18 protein-coding genes and 1 other annotated feature are annotated in these 17,122 nt (G+C 44.8%); of the genes, 15 read left to right on the top strand and 3 right to left on the bottom strand.

The window, feature by feature from the left end:
- Nucleotides 1-35 precede the first annotated feature (35 nt).
- On the top strand, nucleotides 36-749 hold the full coding sequence (locus ACH59B_RS14910) for a DUF2953 domain-containing protein (protein WP_404301950.1): 714 nt from the start codon (nucleotides 36-38) through the stop codon (nucleotides 747-749).
- A gap of 98 nt (nucleotides 750-847) precedes the next feature.
- A complete protein-coding gene (gene ytfJ, locus ACH59B_RS14905; protein ID WP_016822238.1) occupies nucleotides 848-1,336 on the top strand; it encodes a GerW family sporulation protein in 489 nt (162 codons plus the stop codon).
- Nucleotides 1,337-1,427: 91 nt separating this feature from the next.
- Here the strand turns inward: ytfJ and ACH59B_RS14900 are convergent, their stop codons facing one another.
- A complete protein-coding gene (locus ACH59B_RS14900; protein ID WP_044785218.1) occupies nucleotides 1,428-2,150 on the bottom strand; it encodes a hypothetical protein in 723 nt (240 codons plus the stop codon).
- Between the two features lie 212 nt (nucleotides 2,151-2,362).
- On the opposite strand from ACH59B_RS14900, the gene ACH59B_RS14895 reads away from it, so the two are divergent.
- The 6 genes from ACH59B_RS14895 (at nucleotide 2,363) to ACH59B_RS14870 (ending at nucleotide 8,089) form a co-directional block, all read left to right on the top strand.
- Nucleotides 2,363-3,625, top strand: coding sequence for a D-alanyl-D-alanine carboxypeptidase family protein (locus ACH59B_RS14895; RefSeq protein WP_404301947.1), 1,263 nt, complete (start codon nucleotides 2,363-2,365; stop codon nucleotides 3,623-3,625).
- A gap of 63 nt (nucleotides 3,626-3,688) precedes the next feature.
- Nucleotides 3,689-4,432: a nucleoside recognition domain-containing protein gene (locus ACH59B_RS14890; protein ID WP_044785216.1), complete on the top strand. Its 744-nt coding sequence runs from the start codon at nucleotides 3,689-3,691 to the stop codon at nucleotides 4,430-4,432.
- Between the two features lie 7 nt (nucleotides 4,433-4,439).
- Nucleotides 4,440-4,970 carry a spore maturation protein gene (locus tag ACH59B_RS14885; protein WP_014599983.1) on the top strand — a complete coding sequence of 177 codons (531 nt, stop codon included), beginning with the start codon at nucleotides 4,440-4,442 and terminating at the stop codon, nucleotides 4,968-4,970.
- Nucleotides 4,971-5,048: 78 nt separating this feature from the next.
- Complete coding sequence (locus ACH59B_RS14880) at nucleotides 5,049-5,807, top strand: pseudouridine synthase (protein WP_013371714.1); 759 nt, start codon at nucleotides 5,049-5,051, stop codon at nucleotides 5,805-5,807.
- 109 nt (nucleotides 5,808-5,916) lie between these two features.
- The gene (locus ACH59B_RS14875; protein WP_013371713.1) at nucleotides 5,917-6,633 is read left to right on the top strand and encodes a response regulator transcription factor; all 717 of its coding nucleotides are present in this window, start codon (nucleotides 5,917-5,919) and stop codon (nucleotides 6,631-6,633) included.
- Nucleotide 6,634: 1 nt separating this feature from the next.
- Nucleotides 6,635-8,089 (top strand): ATP-binding protein, encoded by a 1,455-nt coding sequence (locus ACH59B_RS14870; RefSeq protein WP_044785215.1) that lies wholly within the window; start codon nucleotides 6,635-6,637, stop codon nucleotides 8,087-8,089.
- Between the two features lie 204 nt (nucleotides 8,090-8,293).
- Here the strand turns inward: ACH59B_RS14870 and serA are convergent, their stop codons facing one another.
- Entirely contained in the window at nucleotides 8,294-9,886 is a 1,593-nt protein-coding gene (gene serA, locus ACH59B_RS14865; protein WP_017427532.1) for a phosphoglycerate dehydrogenase, read from the bottom strand.
- A 262-nt stretch (nucleotides 9,887-10,148) separates the two neighbouring features.
- Nucleotides 10,149-10,399: a binding site (T-box leader), on the bottom strand.
- A gap of 186 nt (nucleotides 10,400-10,585) precedes the next feature.
- Between serA and ACH59B_RS14860 the strand changes: the two genes are divergently transcribed.
- Together ACH59B_RS14860 and ACH59B_RS14855 are read left to right on the top strand one after the other, a co-directional pair.
- Complete coding sequence (locus tag ACH59B_RS14860; RefSeq protein WP_017427533.1) at nucleotides 10,586-11,173, top strand: type II CAAX endopeptidase family protein; 588 nt, start codon at nucleotides 10,586-10,588, stop codon at nucleotides 11,171-11,173.
- Entirely contained in the window at nucleotides 11,170-11,511 is a 342-nt protein-coding gene (locus ACH59B_RS14855; protein ID WP_017427534.1) for a hypothetical protein, read from the top strand. Before ACH59B_RS14860 ends, ACH59B_RS14855 begins: the two co-directional genes overlap by 4 nt.
- A 147-nt stretch (nucleotides 11,512-11,658) precedes the next feature.
- On the opposite strand, the gene ACH59B_RS14850 is transcribed toward ACH59B_RS14855, so the two are convergent.
- Entirely contained in the window at nucleotides 11,659-12,585 is a 927-nt protein-coding gene (locus tag ACH59B_RS14850) for a polysaccharide deacetylase family protein (RefSeq protein WP_044785213.1), read from the bottom strand.
- Between the two features lie 93 nt (nucleotides 12,586-12,678).
- Between ACH59B_RS14850 and ACH59B_RS14845 the strand changes: the two genes are divergently transcribed.
- From ACH59B_RS14845 to ACH59B_RS14825, 5 genes are all read left to right on the top strand, one after another.
- Nucleotides 12,679-13,056, top strand: a complete 378-nt coding sequence (locus tag ACH59B_RS14845) for a hypothetical protein (RefSeq protein ID WP_013371707.1) — start codon at nucleotides 12,679-12,681, stop codon at nucleotides 13,054-13,056.
- A gap of 196 nt (nucleotides 13,057-13,252) precedes the next feature.
- Nucleotides 13,253-13,867, top strand: coding sequence for a genetic competence negative regulator (locus tag ACH59B_RS14840; protein ID WP_016822229.1), 615 nt, complete (start codon nucleotides 13,253-13,255; stop codon nucleotides 13,865-13,867).
- 84 nt (nucleotides 13,868-13,951) lie between these two features.
- Nucleotides 13,952-14,647, top strand: a complete 696-nt coding sequence (gene prsW / locus ACH59B_RS14835) for a glutamic-type intramembrane protease PrsW (protein WP_016822228.1) — start codon at nucleotides 13,952-13,954, stop codon at nucleotides 14,645-14,647.
- A gap of 263 nt (nucleotides 14,648-14,910) precedes the next feature.
- Nucleotides 14,911-16,296 (top strand): germination protein YpeB, encoded by a 1,386-nt coding sequence (gene ypeB, locus ACH59B_RS14830; protein ID WP_017427535.1) that lies wholly within the window; start codon nucleotides 14,911-14,913, stop codon nucleotides 16,294-16,296.
- 165 nt (nucleotides 16,297-16,461) lie between these two features.
- Nucleotides 16,462-17,121, top strand: a complete 660-nt coding sequence (locus ACH59B_RS14825) for a flagellar brake protein (RefSeq protein ID WP_044785212.1) — start codon at nucleotides 16,462-16,464, stop codon at nucleotides 17,119-17,121.
- Nucleotide 17,122: the final 1 nt, after the last annotated feature.

Genomic DNA, 17,122 nt, shown 5'->3' with positions numbered 1-17,122 from the left:
ATATTCTATAGCAAAAAGGTAGGGAGGACTCGCCAGTGTGGAAATGGATCAGTATCGCCATCATCATCGTTATATTCATTGTACTGGCTATTCTGCTCTCTCGTATTCGATTGAAGCTGGAAATTGCCAAGCATGACAATGATGATCGGGCGCATTTAGAGATCAGATTTCTATACGGGTTGATCAAAATGGATTACGATATTCCAGCCATTCTCATTACAGGTTTGAAAAAAGGGCTTCTCTATCGGCTTGACCGCAATAAAAATATACATAAAACGGATGCTTCTGTGGATAGCGGAAATATTGACACCGAAAAAATCAAGCAATTTATACATGATATACGGGTTTTGCTCAAGGGTACACAATCCTTACAGCGATGGCTGAGACATACATTGGCTCATGTAACAGTGTCGAAAATGGAGTGGTCTACCAATATTAGTCTGGCTGACGCAGCTTATACAGCGACCTCAACTGGTATGTTGTGGGGGTTAAAAACGAGCTTGATCGGTTTTGCTTCCAGCATTGTGCGCATGGAATGTACCCCAAAGGTGTTTGTGGTGCCTTATTGGGTGGATCGGCTACGTTTTACTACCATCTTGAATTGTGAAGCAAAAATATCGTTCGGTTATTTAATCTTTTCCATGCTCAGATTATCTTTCCGCATATGGCGCGTTCCGGGAGGCATAGAGGCATGGAAGCGGGTTATTTCCAAAGCTCCTGAGAATCATCAAGCCAACAGTAAAGAATAAACAGTGTAGAGGATTGACATACATATTTCCTGAACCTTTGCGCACAATAGCGAAAGAAAAGCAGTCTACGCTTGAGATAAGCAGAGGAGGAATAAAACATGTCAGATCATCCGATTCAAGGGCTCATGCAAACCGCGATGGAGAACATCAAGGCCATGGTGGACGTGAATACGATTGTGGGAGACGCAGTGGAAACACCCGATGGTTCCGTTATTTTGCCAATCAGTAAGGTAGGATTTGGCTTCGCAGCCGGCGGAAGTGATTTTAACGTAGATGAAGAGTCGCTTCATACTTCCTCATCGGGTAATCATAGTGGGAAGGAAGTACATCCTTTTGGTGGCGGTAGCGGTGGTGGTGTATCTATACATCCCATTGCCTTCCTAGTTGTCGGCAAACAGGGAGCACAAATCGTTCCGTTGGACAATCAAACGCATCTGTTTGAGAAAATCATCGACTCCACACCATACCTGATCGATAAGGTGCAGTCTATCTTCCAGAATTCAGGCAGCAACATGCAGACTCCACCTCCACAGGTACCTGCAAATGCTAATACGGATCAAAGTCAATCTGGACCGGCTTACTTGTAAAAGTTATTGAAATTAAAAGTGTTCTCTTAAGAAGGTATCCCAAAGCCAAAGAATGGCCTAGGAATACCTTCTTTTTAGTATGCACTCGGCCCTATTCCTGAATATACTGCCTTCCGCCAATGACAGCATGTATACAGTGACTGAATTCTTGGTAATAAAATGTATTCACTGATAGTTCATTTTCTCGGTTTTCTTCGGGTGCGAACTGTGATAGGTAAACGAAGTCAGGGTAGATCACTTCATTTGTCAAATAAGCAGATACCGTGGCATCGGGGCGACGATGTCGATTAAGCGAATCAATAATACCTTGAGCCGGCAAGATGCCAATCCCATGGCCATAGAATGAATCTTCCTTCAATTTGACGACATTTTCTCCCTTCCATTCCAATGAATCTGACGACACATCTGGATTGTTGAAATACAGGATGTCCCCAGGTACTGCTTTATGGCTGCCTTGCTGTTGTATAAGCCTGAGATCACTGTCATATTGCCAATCATACAACAGCATATCTGCAAAAATCTGATTAAACTCACTTTCTAGAATGGAATCCAGTACTCCTTTGTACAACACAATAACCATTGCTGTTGCACATTCAAAAGCGTATTGTTGACCATTTATAAAGATATCTCTGATCCCCTGCGCCGGAGTGACGCCTGCTTTGATCCGAAAACCGCCTTTTTCCGTTAACTCCCAAAATTGCGGGTTGCAACGCGCGGTAGCAAAAGTGGCAAAGGATACACCACTTTGATGTAATGCTTGTGCGGACTCTACAATCCGCGATCTTAAAATCATTTCAAACTGTAATCTCTGCATGTTGTATCCCCCCTCGATTTCATATTTAACGTTAGTAACTAATATTATATGTGTTCAGGGTTGCAAGTTGCTTGGTTAACGTAGAAAGAAAGCAAAACAGGAGCGGCTAATGACTGTCCTGTATAAGGAATTTTCTGTTATAAAGGTGGACATACTTTGAACAGCTTGGACATAGAATGGTACAAGACTTGCTCAAAACCGGAGGAATCCAAATGTTAAAAAAAAAACAACATATCCATGTGGACCACATCCATTATAAGAATAAGGCATGCGCATTTGTTTTGCCGCTAGCGCTTATGCTTATTTTGTCATTGCCGCTTACATTGCTGAGTCCACAGCCTGTTCTGGGAGCAATGAGAACAGAAGCAACACCGCCCACGTTAGGAACTCATGCCCAGGCTGCTTCTTTAATTGATGTCACTTCAGGACGGATCATATATTCAGCCGAAGGTGACCGGGAGCTCCGTATAGCTAGCCTAACCAAAATTATGACCGCGATTGTAGCCATTGAACATGGACGCTTGCAGGACCGAGTAAAGGTGAGTTCAACGGCGTATGCCAAAGAAGGATCATCGCTTTTTTTGCAGATGGGTGAACAAATGACGCTGGAAAATATGCTGTATGGCTTAATGCTCCGTTCTGGTAATGATGCAGCTTCTGCCATTGCCGAGCATGTGGGTGGAACAGAAGAGGGATTTGTCCATTTAATGAATGACAAAGCGGTTCAGCTTGGGCTAAACCATACACATTTTGCTAATCCTCATGGGCTGGATGCCGACGGACATTATTCCTCAGCCAACGATATGGCCCGGCTCACCGCTTATGCGCTGCATAATCCAACTTTTGCCCGTATCGTAAAAACAGAACTGAAAAAAGCACCGAACCCCAACGATTCCTGGGACTACTCATGGCATAATAAAAACAAAATGCTGCGGCTGTATGAGGGAGCTGACGGTGTAAAAACAGGCTTTACTAAAAAAGCGTTTCGCTGTCTAGTCAGCTCGGCCACACGTGAGGGGCGTCAGCTGGCTGCTGTTACCTTGAATGACGGGGACGATTGGAATGATCATGCCCGTATGCTTGATTACGGCTTCCGCTATTATCCCCTCATTCCGATTACGGACAAGCAGCAGCCTATTGAGGGTTACCCCCTCTTGACAGGTGCGAGTTTTTCTTATCCTTTACATGAGGGTGAGAAGACTCAATTGCACAAAAGACTGGTATTGTTTAAAAATTCCGCTTCGGCAGATAGAGCTGACGTGTCTTTTGGTTTACGAGGACGGATCGAATTTTTACTGGAAGGTAAATTGATCGGTTCCGTTCCTGTATATGAAAAAGGTAGTAAGCTGCCTGCTCAAACTATTGTGCAGCCACAGCAGGAGGCTCCGACTGCACAAGTTCCTGCAAACCATACTCAACAACGAGGTTGGACGAGCAAATGGAATGAAATTCTTGAAAATCTGTTCGGAGCATAAGGCAAGTAGGCTTGATGTTATAAAGCTGCGGTGTCACATCATTGGGAAAAGGGGGAATCAGTCATGATTCATCTCATATGGGTGGCTTTGATTTGTATAGGATTTGTATTTGCAGCCGCACAGGGAAATATAGAGGTGGTGACGAAGGCAGCTTTTGACGGGGCAACTACGGGTGTTACAGTATGCTTTGGACTGATAAGTGTGCTGGTATTCTGGATGGGTATGATGCGGCTGGCTGAAGACGGTGGGCTCTTACAGAAAATATCTAAGCTGCTTTCTCCTTTGGTCGCCTTTCTCTTTCCTGATGTTCCTCGTAATCATCCCGCTATGGGCTACATTTTGTCCAATATGAGCGCCAATCTACTCGGACTGGGGAATGCAGCAACACCAATGGGGATCAAGGCGATGCAAGAGTTACAAACACTCAATCCTGATAAGCAAACCGCTACACCCGCCATGTGTACGCTGCTCGCGCTGAATACAGCCAGCATTACGCTTATTCCAACAACGTTGATCGCCATTCGGCTAAATTTTCACTCCGCACACCCGGCTGAAATCGTCGGAACGACACTGGTGGCGACTGCAATAGCTACCTTTGCCGCCATTGCGGCGGATCGTTGGTATCGTAGTCGAGAATTGCGTCGCCGTCCTCCAGCGAATCCGCCGTCCCAGACTTCCTTGGCGCCACGTACCTCGCCTGCACCAACATCTGTAGTTTCTTCACATGTACCGCCCGTATCTTCACCTGCCGTACCGCGAACGGGAATCACAGCTACTAAGGGCAGGGACACCACTTGGAAAGGATGAGGGAGGCATGCTGAATTTTATTAACCTCGTTTCGACTTGGGCCATCCCGGTTATTCTCGCTTTTATTCCTTTATATGCATATGCCAAAAAGGTCCCTGTCTACGATTCTTTTGTAGATGGAGCCAAAGACGGCTTTTCTACCGCCATCAGCATTATTCCTCATCTTGTAGGCATGATGGTGGCGATTAGCATTTTTCGAGCATCCGGCGCTTTGGACTATGTAATATCCTGGGTAACCCCGTGGATTAAAAACTGGGGCGTACCTGGCGAGGTGCTGCCTTTAGGTTTGCTCCGTCCATTGACGGGCACGGGTTCACTCGCGTTCACGACGGATTTAATTCGCACTTATGGTCCCGATTCCATGATCGGTCGGATTGCTTCAACGATTCAGGGCAGCACAGATACGACGCTGTATGTATTAACTGTATACTTTGGTGCGGTAGGTATCCGCAATGGACGATATGCCTTGAAAGTGGGACTATTTTCAGATGTGGTTGGTTTTGTGGCGGCTATTGCCATTTGTTTGCTTGTATTTTGAATTTTGCATCGTTTTTTGAACGGGGGTTGTGATTTTGCTCATGGATGGGTATCATTAGCATGAGGTGAATTAGCGAACATGGAAAGATTGCAGAAAATATTGGCCCAAGCCGGTGTAGCTTCCAGACGTAAATGTGAGGAGCTTATTCAGGCGGGCAGTGTGGAAGTTAACGGGGTTACCGTAACTGAGCTGGGAACGAAAGCAGACCCTGATCAAGATATGATTACAGTAAAGGGACGCCCGATCAAAACTGAGAAAAAAATCTATTTGATGATGAACAAACCCAAAGGGGTCATTACAAGCGCTTCCGATCCGGAAGGTCGCAAAATTGTGTCTGACTATCTGAAAGGCGTCAAGGAACGCGTATATCCGGTCGGACGTCTCGATTACGACACCGAAGGGTTGCTGTTGCTTACCAATGACGGAGAGTTCGCCAATCTGCTCACCCATCCCAAGCATCATGTGCCGAAGACGTATGTGGCTACAGTCAAAGGCGTTCCGCACGGTACTGAGCTGGATAAGCTGAAAAAAGGAATCGTGCTGGAGGATGGCATTACTGCACCGGCCGAGGTAGAATATAAGGATGTAGATCCGGACGGTAAGGAATCTGTGATCCAGATTACCATTTATGAAGGCAGAAATCGCCAGGTAAGACGGATGTTTGAGGCCATTTCGCACCCAGTTATCAGACTCAAGCGGATTGCCTTTGGGGATCTATTGCTGCAAAACTTGAAGCGTGGTCTCACCAGACCCCTAACCAAGGACGAAATCAACCGTCTCATTCAACTTGCCAAATCAGACAACACGAAAAAGAAACGGACAGGACGGGGGTCATAACCCCGGCCTTTTTGGTGTAAAGAGGCTGTTGGATGAGAGTAAAGTTTGACCAAGCACGGGAAAATAGTAAAATAGAGAGAATGCTTTTTTTAGCGAAGGGGCTGGGAATATGTCAGAACAAAGCAACCGCATATTAATTGTAGATGATGAAGAACGCATTCGCCGCCTTCTGCGGATGTATCTGGAAAAAGAAGGATACGAAATTGAAGAAGCTGAGGATGGTGAGATTGCTCTCCAAAAAGCGACTGCAAGCGATTACAGTATTATTTTGCTCGATGTGATGCTTCCGGGTATGGACGGGATTGAAGTGTGTACACGTCTACGTCAAACCAAATCTACGCCTGTGATTATGCTGACAGCCAAAGGTGAGGAAGTGAACCGCGTGCAAGGCTTCGAAGTTGGAGCTGATGATTATGTGGTCAAGCCCTTCAGCCCGCGAGAGGTCATTTACCGGGTAAAGGCAATTTTAAGACGATCGTCGGAGACGGCTTTTTTAACGAAAGAGGCTGTGCCAAGCAATAGTATTGTTTTTCCAAATCTTATTATTGAGCATGATGCCCACCGGGTAACTGCAGGCGGAATTGAAATCAGTCTAACGCCTAAAGAGTACGAGCTATTGCATTATTTGGCGGTGTCGCCAGATAAAGTCTTCTCACGCGAAGAACTGCTGAAAGATGTTTGGAATTACGAATTCTTTGGTGATCTCCGCACTGTGGATACGCATGTGAAACGGCTTCGTGAAAAGCTGAATAAGGTATCGCCAGAGGCAGCGGCTATGATTACGACCGTATGGGGCGTAGGTTATAAGCTGGAGGTTCCAAAATAACGTGAACTTCTGGAGATCGCTGGTAGGCAAGCTGTGGATCACCATCATTTGTCTTGTAGGTTCTGTGCTTATTTTTCTGGGGCTTTTTTTATTGCCATATATCAATAGAAATTTTGCGGCGCATGAATCGACGGAAATCAAGCATTTATTCACCTATACATGTATTGTCGGATTTTTATTGACGACCTTTTTTGCTCTATTTCTTTTTACTAAAATCACACAGCCTATGCAGCTGTTGATTCAGGCGGCGAATGCCATCCGTGAGGGAAGGTATGATACTCGGCTTTCGCTGGTGACCAGCGATGAGATTGGAGAGCTGGCGAAAACTTTTAACCATATGTCTACGGAACTGGAAGCGACGATCCGCAGTCTGAATGAGGAGAAAAACCATTTATCCAGTGTACTGCGAAGTATGTCTGATGCCGTAATTACCTTCGATAGAAGTGGACAAATCATCTTGACGAATCCGCCTGCACAAAGTTTGCTGGATATTTGGAAAAAGCTGGAGTGGCAGGAGCGTGATTTGGAGGAATTCGGAGCTTCTGTGCCTGAGCCTTTGTTGCCTTTGTTCCATACGGTTATGGACAGAGGCGAGGATGTCGGAGACTACATCCATGTCAAGAAAGGCTCGTGGTCAGTACAAATGGCGCCGCTGTATACAGATAACGCTATTCGTGGTGCAGTAGCTGTACTTAGAGATATTACGGAAGAAGTAAAACTTGAGAAGATGCGCAGTGATTTTGTAGCCAACGTATCCCATGAAATCCGTACACCCTTATCTATGATGCAGGGATACAGTGAGGCTTTGCTGGACGGCATGGCAGGTTCACCGGAAGAGTCCGAGGAGCTAGTACAGGTCATCCATGATGAATCATTACGTATGGGAAGGTTAGTCAAGGATCTGCTCGACTTGGCCCGAATGGAGGCAGGTCATACAGATATGTACCGTCAGGAAGTGGATATGAATGAACTGATCGAGCGTGTTCACCGGAAATTTACGGTTCGTTCCAAGGAACGAGGACTGACACTCGATTATTATGAGCCAGGTCAACGCTTAGTGTTGCCTGAGGCAGATGAAGACAGACTGGAGCAGGTGTTGACCAATTTACTGGATAATGCGTTCAGACATACGCCCTCTGGGAAAAAAGTTACCATTGCGGCGGATCAAATTCTAGGAGAACGGAATGAGTTAATCCGCATTCGGATTAAGGATGAAGGTGTGGGCATTGCCAGTGAGGATCTACCTTATATTTTTGACCGCTTCTACAAGGCAGACAAAGCGAGAGTACGTGGTGAAGACAAAGGGACTGGGCTGGGGCTTGCTATTGTTAGAAACATCGTAGAGGCTCACGGAGGCTCTGTCTCAGCTTCTAGCGTACTGGGAGAAGGGACGGAATTTACTATTTTGTTGCCGATCTCCAATAAAACAAGGCTGGGCTCTGTAACAAGCTTATAACGATGGCTCATATATCCCAGTTTGCAGGCATCCTCGGAAGAGGGTGCTTTTTGTTGAAAAATCAACATTTATCTTGTTCAACGTGGAACATTCTGTTTCAAGATGGATGCTTCTATGTTAGATAAGGGTATAAGAAAAGGCGCCTCGGTAGCCGGCGCCTCTCTTTATAAATAAAACCAAGGAATTTTTCAACACTGACTGGAACTAATCCAGTACTACTTCTTGGGCAGTATTCAGTTCTGGTAAGCCTACGAGTTGAATCAGCACGTCTTTAGGCACAGCTTTGTCAACGGTCAGGATCATGATGGCTTCACCGCCAACAATTTTACGACCTACTTGCATAGAAGCAATGTTGACGCTGTTCTCCCCAAGCAAGGTGCCGACACGGCCGATAATGCCGGGTTTATCATTGTGTGAGATAAGCAGGAAATGAGCCTCCGGTGCCACATCTACCGGGAACTGGTTCAATCGAACAATACGTTCACCATAGCCTGCTAGCAGGGTGCCGGAAACACGTTGTTCTTCGCCGCTTTGTGTTTTGAGCGTAACGGTAATCAGGTTGGTGAAGCCCTTGGTGGCAGGCGCCTGAGAGACGATGAGATGGACGTCACGTGTTTTGGCAAGATGCACAGAGTTCACGATGTTCACATCGCTGCCCAGATGACGGCTAAGTACACCTTTCAAAATATAACGTGTGAGCGGCTGTGTATCCACAGAAGACAAATCGCCAGCATAATCTACCTGAATTTCACGTACAGCCTGATTGGTGATCTGAGCGGCAAAGCTGCCCAGCTTCTCTCCAAGCGAGAAATATGGCTGCAATTGCGTCATGACATTGGATGGTACTGGAGGCATGTTGACCGCATTTTTAAACGGCTCATCACGTAAAATATGCAGCACCTGCTCAGATACGTCGATCGCCACGTTCTCCTGAGCTTCGACGGTCGATGCACCCAGATGTGGTGTAACGATAATTTTTGGATGGCTCAGGAACGGATGATCCGGTGCTGGTGGTTCCGACTCGAATACGTCAAAGGCTGCACCGGCAACGATACCTTCATCAATGGCTTCAACAAGAGCCATTTCATCGATAACTCCGCCTCGGGCACAGTTGATGATGCGCATTCCTTTTTTCATCACTTCAAACTGCGGACGAGCAATCATATGCTTGGTTTCTGGTGTTAATGGCGTGTGTACGGTCATGAAATCTGCGTTGCGGATAATTTCGTCCACGCTGGCCAGCTTGATGCCCAGCTTCTCAGCACGTTCTTCAGTCAGAAACGGATCATAACCAAGGATGCTCATGCCAAATGCTTTGGCGCGTTTAGCCACCTCACTGCCGATACGTCCCATGCCGAGAACTCCAAGTGTTTTGTTACGTAGTTCGACACCGAGGAATGTTTTACGATCCCATGTACCACCGATGGTTTTAGCGTAAGCCTGTGGAATATGGCGAGCCAGTGCCATCATCATGGCAAAAGTGTGTTCACATGTCGTAATTGTATTGCCGTCAGGAGCATTAATAACGATAATCCCGCGTTGTGTTGCTGCTTCAAGGTCGATGTTGTCCACGCCGACCCCGGCACGTCCGACAACCTTGAGGTTTTTACCTGCCGCCATGATGCGTTCGGTTACCCGGGTTTGGCTTCGGACGAGTAATGCGTCATAGTCACCAATAATTTGAACCAATTCATCCTCGCTGAGACCTGTGTTCTTGTCCACCGTGACATCGTCTGCATCCATCAGTTGCTGAATGCCCAGGTCACTGATTGGATCGGATACTAACACTTTAAACATTTGGTTTCCTCCTCAAAGTTAACTTCTTTTATGGACAGGATGTACTTCGAACTGAAATACATTCCATAAAGAACATGAAAAAAACTTGAAATGCTTCTAAAAAGTACAGGAGAGCGGTCTAAATACTAGTGTGATAACGCATTGACGCAGAAAAGGAATAAAATAGTATTTTGCACCAAACTGATAACCAAAGGCCTTATGTGGAGTTGCTTTACGGTTTTCGGGCATCAAAAAAACTCCCGAATCACATACTATCTCCATAGTAAGGGACGAGAGTTATCGTGGTACCACCCTAATTCGCAGCCATTTCGCAATGGACTGCCTTCAGCGGTCATATAATGACCGAAAGGATAACGGTTTTCTGCCGATTGCATCTAATGTCGGAAAATGATTACCTAGACCTCGATGCAATAACTCAGGAGCGCTGAAAGTAGTTACTTCGCCACCGGCTTCCACCCAAACACCGGTTCTCTGAGGACGAAATCAATACCTTTTCTCCATCATTGTTGTTGTCGCTAATAATTTTTTCATAATGTATCATGGCTTACATGGGCATGTCAATAGGACATGCGGCATGTGTGGATAGACGACTAGAAACATAGCTACAGAATGCGGAAAAATTAAGATTTAAGTCTTCTTGAATCCGCCCGACTTTTTGGCTATGATGCTAAAGAAGACTAAGCAGAGGACTAACTAACTATGAAAAAGCTTAAAGTGAAATGGAAAAGAGCGCAAATTCATCAATTGAATGACCGCTTGCTGCTTTACAATTTGTATCTAACTCAGGGGCTGACCCTGCTGATTGGCGTAATCTGGATTATATTTCAGAAAAGAAATGTGTTTGAACTGTTTGCATTGCCCAACACGCTACATGTCTTATGGTGGGGATTGGGTTTGGCAGCCGCTATGCTATTAGTGGATTTGCTGCTGTCTCGGATCATGCCTGAGGATGCCATGGATGACGGTGGTATTAACCAAATGCTGTTTCAAAATCGACCGGTTTGGCATATTATTTGTATAGCTGCTATCGTTTCCATCTGTGAGGAACTTTTGTTTAGAGGTGCGATTCAGTACAGCTTTGGTCCTTATTGGACAAGCATTTTGTTTGCGGTTATTCATATCCGATATTTACGGCACTGGATTCCCACGGGCTGGGTTTTCCTTAGCAGTTATGGATTGGGATATATATACGTGCAGACAGGCAGCCTGTGGGCACCGATCATTTGTCATTTTGTGATTGACCTTATATCTGGCTTAGCGTTACGTTTTCGGAGGTATGAAGAATGAATCAGGAACTTAGCAGAGTGCAGACCTATGGTAGCCGCCGAAATGGCCGCAAAGGCAAGGAAGAGGACAGGCCAAAGCCAAAACCGGTTCGCTCCCGTGCTTCACGGCCCATGCCAGAATTGGCAGACGTTGCCGCTGCACCAGAAGTTGCTGTGACAATGGAGGAGGACACTCCTGCCAGTGAGTACCGAACACGGACAGAGATGTTTCCGTCCCGCCGTATTCGGGTGAGTAAGTGGTTTTTGAATTTTTTAAGCACTCTTTTTGTGCTCATTACAGCAGCACTACTATGGTGGGGAATTAAGGGTGCACCACCCATTAGTGAAATGCTTTGGTGATATAAAGGCATTGTGATAGCTTTCGTCTAGTACGTGCGTGCAATATTATGCTAAAAAGCCTCCAACTCCCACAAAATATGCGGAGAGGGGGCTTTTTACATCATTTAATTTTACATCATCTACATTTGACCTATGAGCAAGTGATAATTAACTGGTAGGAATCTCAATGCTTTGTGGATCGACAAATTGATAGCCCTTCTGCTCAAGGCGCGTCAATAGACTGTCCAGTGCCTCCGCTGTCCATGGCAGTTCATGCATCAAAATATTGCTGCCTGGATGAAGTTGTTCTGTTACATTTTTGAGAAGAGTTTCCGTTTTATGAGGTTGGTTTTTTTTCATGGTCCAGTCCAGAGAACCTACGGACCATGTCATATACAAGAGCCCATTTTCCTTAGCAACCTTGCGACCTACGTCTCCACCAGCACCATGAGGCGGACGGAAGAATACGGGGGCTTGGCCTGTAGTGTCTTTAACGATTTTTTGTACTGTTTCAATCTGTTTTTTAACCTCAGCCTCAGACTTGTTCTTTAGAACGAAGTGGTCCCAGCTATGGTTGCCAATGGGCTGTCCACGGTCATGGATAAGCTTGAGCAACTCAGGATGTTCTTTTACACGATAACCGTTTACGAAGAAAATCGCTTTTGCCTTGTGCTTATCCAATATATCTATGATTTTGTTAATCATGACCGCTTCCTTCGGGCCATCGTCAAAGGTCAGCAATACCACTTTTTTTTCGACACCTTGTTGATTAGGAATAACATTGTAAGCTTTGTCCAAGTGATACATCTTGTTAGTGGTAACCGAAGTTGTTGGAACTGTAGTCTCGTTGCTCTTAACGGCGGTTTTGTCATTTTGTGTATTTGTTGTACTCACTGATTTTTGCTCATCACTGTCTGCTTGCTTGCTGCTTCCTTTGGGGGAAGATTTACTGCTCTGATCTTTGGCACTGTTACTTAAATCAGAAGTTACTGAATCCTGATGGTTACTGGAATCCGCAGATTCCGGCTTCGTCGCAGTGCAAGCACTAAGCAGCAGACATGCTGTTAGCAAAATGGCTGCTGTTTTTGTACCCATTAATTCATCTCACCTTCCTGTATTTATACCGTATGAGTTTGTCTCTGCTGACGAACACTATGCTTGATTCTACCACAAAGGGAGGTTCTAATTGTGAAAACATCTTCATTTTTCCTGGGAATCGTCTTGGGGGCTGTCGCAAGCTCTCTGATCTCTCGTAACCGCAATGCGTTGGGCTTATCCATGGACATGGGCGGAAAAAAAGGCGGAAATTTGGTACAGAAAGCTCGTACAAAAATGATGGACGCCGCATTTCCAGGCATGGGTGATATTGCGCTGAATACACAAGACACCCACAAGGATCATGATCATCGTTCACAAGCAGATAAAACCGTTCATAACGCCCAAACTGCCAAGAGCAAAGAAGAGAATATGAAGTTGATTAAAGAGTTTATTAGCACAAGTCCCGATGTTAAACGTGAGGTCGAGCAAATACTGAAAGAAACTCATACAGCCGTACCGGGATTGTAACCCGAAACCTCTATTCCGAATCATTTTGCGGCTTTTTTGTTAAAGCCGTTCAAATGATTCTTTTTTTTATCATTTTTATTCGTGCATTTACGATTATAAAATGATAACATGATTACATAGAACCATTTTCATCACAGGCATCATATTTGAATCATAATCTGCTAATAACACTCGGCTGCCAGGAGGAGGGTCCAGTATGAAAATAGAAAGATTAAGTCAGGACAAGATACGGATTTTCCTTACCTTTGACGATTTGAGCGAACGGGGTATCCAAAAAGATGATATGTGGCAAGAAATTCCAAGAGTTCATGAGCTGTTTACTGAAATGATGGATCAGGCATACAGCGAACTGGGCTTCGACGCCACGGGACCGTTAGCTGTTGAAGTCTTTGCGCTTCCTGCTCAGGGAATGGTTGTTATCGTCACTCGGGGAAAATACGATCACCAGCAGTACGGTTCGGGTCCCGATGAGGAGCTTCCAGAGGAAGTCTACGAAATGGAAGTCACAATGGAGCACAGTGATTCCATCGTTTACGCGTTTAGCGATTTCGAAGTACTCATAGAAGCGGCTCATATGCTCCGCAGCAACACTACGGAAGCAGGTAAGCTGTATCATTATAGAGGAAAATGGATTTTGCATTTGGAGCCAGAAGAAGTAGAAGAGTCCAAGCTTGCGGCCTTAATCGCGATTCTGGCTGAATTTGGAGAAGGTTCATCCGTAACACCAGCTATGCTGGAAGAGTATGGAAAGCTGATCATTCCTGAACAGGCAGTTGCTGTCATCTGCACCCATTTTGACAGCCGTTCTTGATTTGGTTTAGAAAGTGATAATGAAGTTAATTTGTCGGCTCTGCGCTGAAAGCAGAGCCGACTCATTTTTATGGAGGGATGATCGGTGCTTCTGTTTTCTGTTTTAGCGGCAGCTACAGCGCCGGGTCTCGCCTTATTGATGTATTTTTACTTAAAGGATCGATATGATTCGGAGCCTCTGCACATGGTTATTAAAGTATTTTTGCTCGGTTTTTTGGTGGTGCTTCCGGTCATGATTTTTCAACGTGGGTTGCTGCTTTGGCTAGGAGATGACACTTTAATTCAGGTGTTTGGTATTTCCGCTGGAGTGGAAGAGTTTTTTAAATGGTTCCTGCTGTATCACATCATCTATAACCATACGGAGTTCGACGAGCCTTATGATGGTATATTGTATGCGGCCGCAGTCTCACTCGGGTTTGCCACAGTTGAAAATCTGTTATATGCCTGGGCGGGGCATGCTTCGATCAGCATGATGTTAATGAGATCGTTGCTACCGGTATCCGGTCATGCGATGTTTGGCGTTATGATGGGCTACTATATGGGGAAAGCCAAGTTTTCGAAAGACCTGAAGAGTAAATATATGCTGCTTCTGTCATTAGTGCTTCCATGGTTTTGGCATGGAGTGTATGATTTAATTTTGACGAAATTTTCACACGACTGGATCTGGTTTATCATTCCGCTGATGGCATTTCTATGGTATGGAGGGATGGCAAAAATCAGTCGAGCGAATAACCGTTCTCCTTTTCGGATGTTAAAACGGGAAGAAAAGGTTAATATGTAACGAAATGGGACACACTGATCTGACAAACCTGTTAGAGAAAGAGGTGTCTTTTTTGCGTATAAAAGTAAGAATTCATTGTAAAAGATGCGGAGAACGTTTTGTACTGAGAGGGCGAATGGAGCAAGGACAGATTCAGACCGGCTTTAAACGCTGTATTTGCGATAACTGTGAGTTTATTGTTGAAGTCATGGAAAACCATGCATAAGAGAGCTTTCTTCTTGTCACACTATCGGTAGTGTATTTGAAGAAAGGAGACTCCCAATATGTATAAACGACTTAGTGCCGTATTGTTCCCGGTGGTTACCCTGATTATGATAGGAGCATTTGTGTGGGGTTATCAGCAAAACCAGATGAGAAAAGAGGTGTCTTCTCAGGCAAATAGCATGTCGATTAAAGCGGAAAATCAATACCAGCGTGCATTTCATGATTTGTCGTTTCATATGGATCAGTTGCATTCCCAACTCGGTAACGCGGTTGCTGTCCATACTACTTCACACGCGATGCACCGCAAATGCTTGATGAACGTGTGGAGGATTGCAAGTGAAGCCCAAAACGAGGTTAATCAGTTGCCTCTCAATGTAATGCCTTTTAATCATGCTAAAGATTTGCTGTCACATCTATCTGCATTCTCGTATCAGACCGCTGTTCGTGATCTGGATCACGAGCCTTTAAACGAGAAAGAAATTTCGAATCTAAAAACGTTATATAACAATTCCAAGGAAATTTCGAAAAACATGCATGAGGTGCAGCAAAAGGTTATTAGCAAAAACTTGCGCTGGATGGATGTTGATATGGCGGCAGGTTCTCAAACTGGACCGAAGGACAACACCATTATTGATGGCTTCAAAACCGTGGACAAAAAAGTAGAGAACTACAAAGAACTGGATTGGGGACCGTCTGTTGCGAGCATTTATGATAAGCGCTCAGTGAAAAAGTTGAGTCTCCCGGCGGTGGATGCTGGACAAATTAAGCGTAATGCCGCTGAATTTACAGGAAAACCAGAAAGTCAGATTCGTGTGAACGAAAATGGCAAAGGAACAGAATGGGCGTCTTATACGGCTACGCTGTTAAATAAGCAACAGCCTGTAGCCACTATGGATTTTACGAAAAAGGGCGGCAAGCTCATTTCTTATCATGACATGAGAACAGTAGGTCCTAAAAAAGCAACTCGTAATGAAGCGGTTCGCTATGCAAGTGAGTATCTTGAACAAAAGGGCTACAAAGGAATGAAGCCCGTAGCATATGATGAAAGCGGGAATTTAGCCAATATTACATTTGCAAGCCAACAAGGGGATGTGATTATCTATCCAGAAAAAATCACAGTCAGATCAGGCTTGGATAACGGACAAGTGATTGGTTTCCAATGCAGCGATTATGTCTATGAGCACAGTCACCTCCGTCGCATTCCTCAGGCAAAATTGAATTTGAATGAAGCACGAGCGAAGTTGAATCCTGAGTTTCGCGAAACTTACCACCGCAAAGCACTAATTGAAAATGAACTGTCAAATGAAGTTCTGTGCTATGAATTTGGCGGTAAAATCAACGGTTCCATTTATCGAATTTACATTAACGCGAACACGGGAATGGAAGAAACGATTGAACAGGTAAAAGATTCAGATGAACCACAAGTTACGGCAAGTAATGCCTAGTTGATTACACTGAAATGAATCTATAGTCACTCTAAACCTCCTTTATTAAGGAGGTTTTTTGTGCTTTAGTCATGGTTCTAGCAAATATAATGCTTAATATAGGCACAAAGTCGTGGTATTATATACCTTAATTATAGTTTTGAATGGACAAGGATGGTGAATCGTTTGTTTCCGAAAATTAACGATGTGTTATACATACAAGTTGCTGGTACCGATCAGAAGGAGGAATCTTTTGAATATAAGTCACGTATTGCGGAAGAGGACCCACAGAACTTTCTAATCGAAATTCCCATGTCACAAACAAGCGGGAATTTGAAAAAGCTGTTTCTTGGGGAAGAACTGTCCATATTTTTTATGAGCGAGGGTGGGATTAAAAACTATTTTAATACCCACGTTACAGGCTTTAAAGAAGACGTCCTCCGGATGGTTCGCATTCACAAGCCTGCTCCCGACAGCATCAGCAAAATTCAGCGTCGAAACTTTCTCAGGGTAAAGGCCAACTTGGAAATTGCGGTTAAACATGGTGCAAACGAATCTAGATTTGTAGCAGAGACGCATGATGTAGGAGGTGGAGGCGTATCTTTTCAGACTCAGGGTTCACATCATCTTGAAGAAGGAGAATCATTGTCTTGCTGGATTTTGGTTCCATATAAAAACGGCACTCAAGAACATGTTCCGTTCCAATCCGAAATTGTACGCATTCAGCAGATGGAAAATGGCCGCAAACTCATTATGTTGAAATATGAGAAAATCGCTGACCAGGAGCGCCAAAAACTGATTAAATATTGTTTTGAAAGACAGTTGGAGTTCCGGGGGAAATCGTAAA

The sequence above is a fragment of the Paenibacillus sp. DP01 genome (assembly GCF_044784315.1).
GTDB lineage: Bacteria > Bacillota > Bacilli > Paenibacillales > Paenibacillaceae > Paenibacillus > Paenibacillus polymyxa.
Note: the sequence above shows the minus strand (reverse complement) of the source record. Positions and strands in the feature narration are given on the sequence as shown.

Bases quoted from the DNA above. Each gene is read 5' to 3' on its own strand.
- ACH59B_RS14850 (WP_044785213.1), bottom strand. From the start codon at position 12,585: ATGGGTACAAAAACAGCAGCCATTTTGCTAACAGCATGTCTGCTGCTT.
- ACH59B_RS14900 (WP_044785218.1), bottom strand. From the start codon at position 2,150: ATGCAGAGATTACAGTTTGAAATGATTTTAAGATCGCGGATTGTAGAG.
- ypeB (WP_017427535.1), top strand. From the start codon at position 14,911: ATGTATAAACGACTTAGTGCCGTATTGTTCCCGGTGGTTACCCTGATT.
- ACH59B_RS14840 (WP_016822229.1), top strand. From the start codon at position 13,253: ATGAAAATAGAAAGATTAAGTCAGGACAAGATACGGATTTTCCTTACC.
- ytfJ (WP_016822238.1), top strand. From the start codon at position 848: ATGTCAGATCATCCGATTCAAGGGCTCATGCAAACCGCGATGGAGAAC.
- ACH59B_RS14875 (WP_013371713.1), top strand. From the start codon at position 5,917: ATGTCAGAACAAAGCAACCGCATATTAATTGTAGATGATGAAGAACGC.
- ACH59B_RS14855 (WP_017427534.1), top strand. From the start codon at position 11,170: ATGAATCAGGAACTTAGCAGAGTGCAGACCTATGGTAGCCGCCGAAAT.
- ACH59B_RS14880 (WP_013371714.1), top strand. From the start codon at position 5,049: ATGGAAAGATTGCAGAAAATATTGGCCCAAGCCGGTGTAGCTTCCAGA.
- ACH59B_RS14860 (WP_017427533.1), top strand. From the start codon at position 10,586: ATGAAAAAGCTTAAAGTGAAATGGAAAAGAGCGCAAATTCATCAATTG.
- serA (WP_017427532.1), bottom strand. From the start codon at position 9,886: ATGTTTAAAGTGTTAGTATCCGATCCAATCAGTGACCTGGGCATTCAG.
- ACH59B_RS14895 (WP_404301947.1), top strand. From the start codon at position 2,363: ATGTTAAAAAAAAAACAACATATCCATGTGGACCACATCCATTATAAG.
- ACH59B_RS14885 (WP_014599983.1), top strand. From the start codon at position 4,440: ATGCTGAATTTTATTAACCTCGTTTCGACTTGGGCCATCCCGGTTATT.
- ACH59B_RS14890 (WP_044785216.1), top strand. From the start codon at position 3,689: ATGATTCATCTCATATGGGTGGCTTTGATTTGTATAGGATTTGTATTT.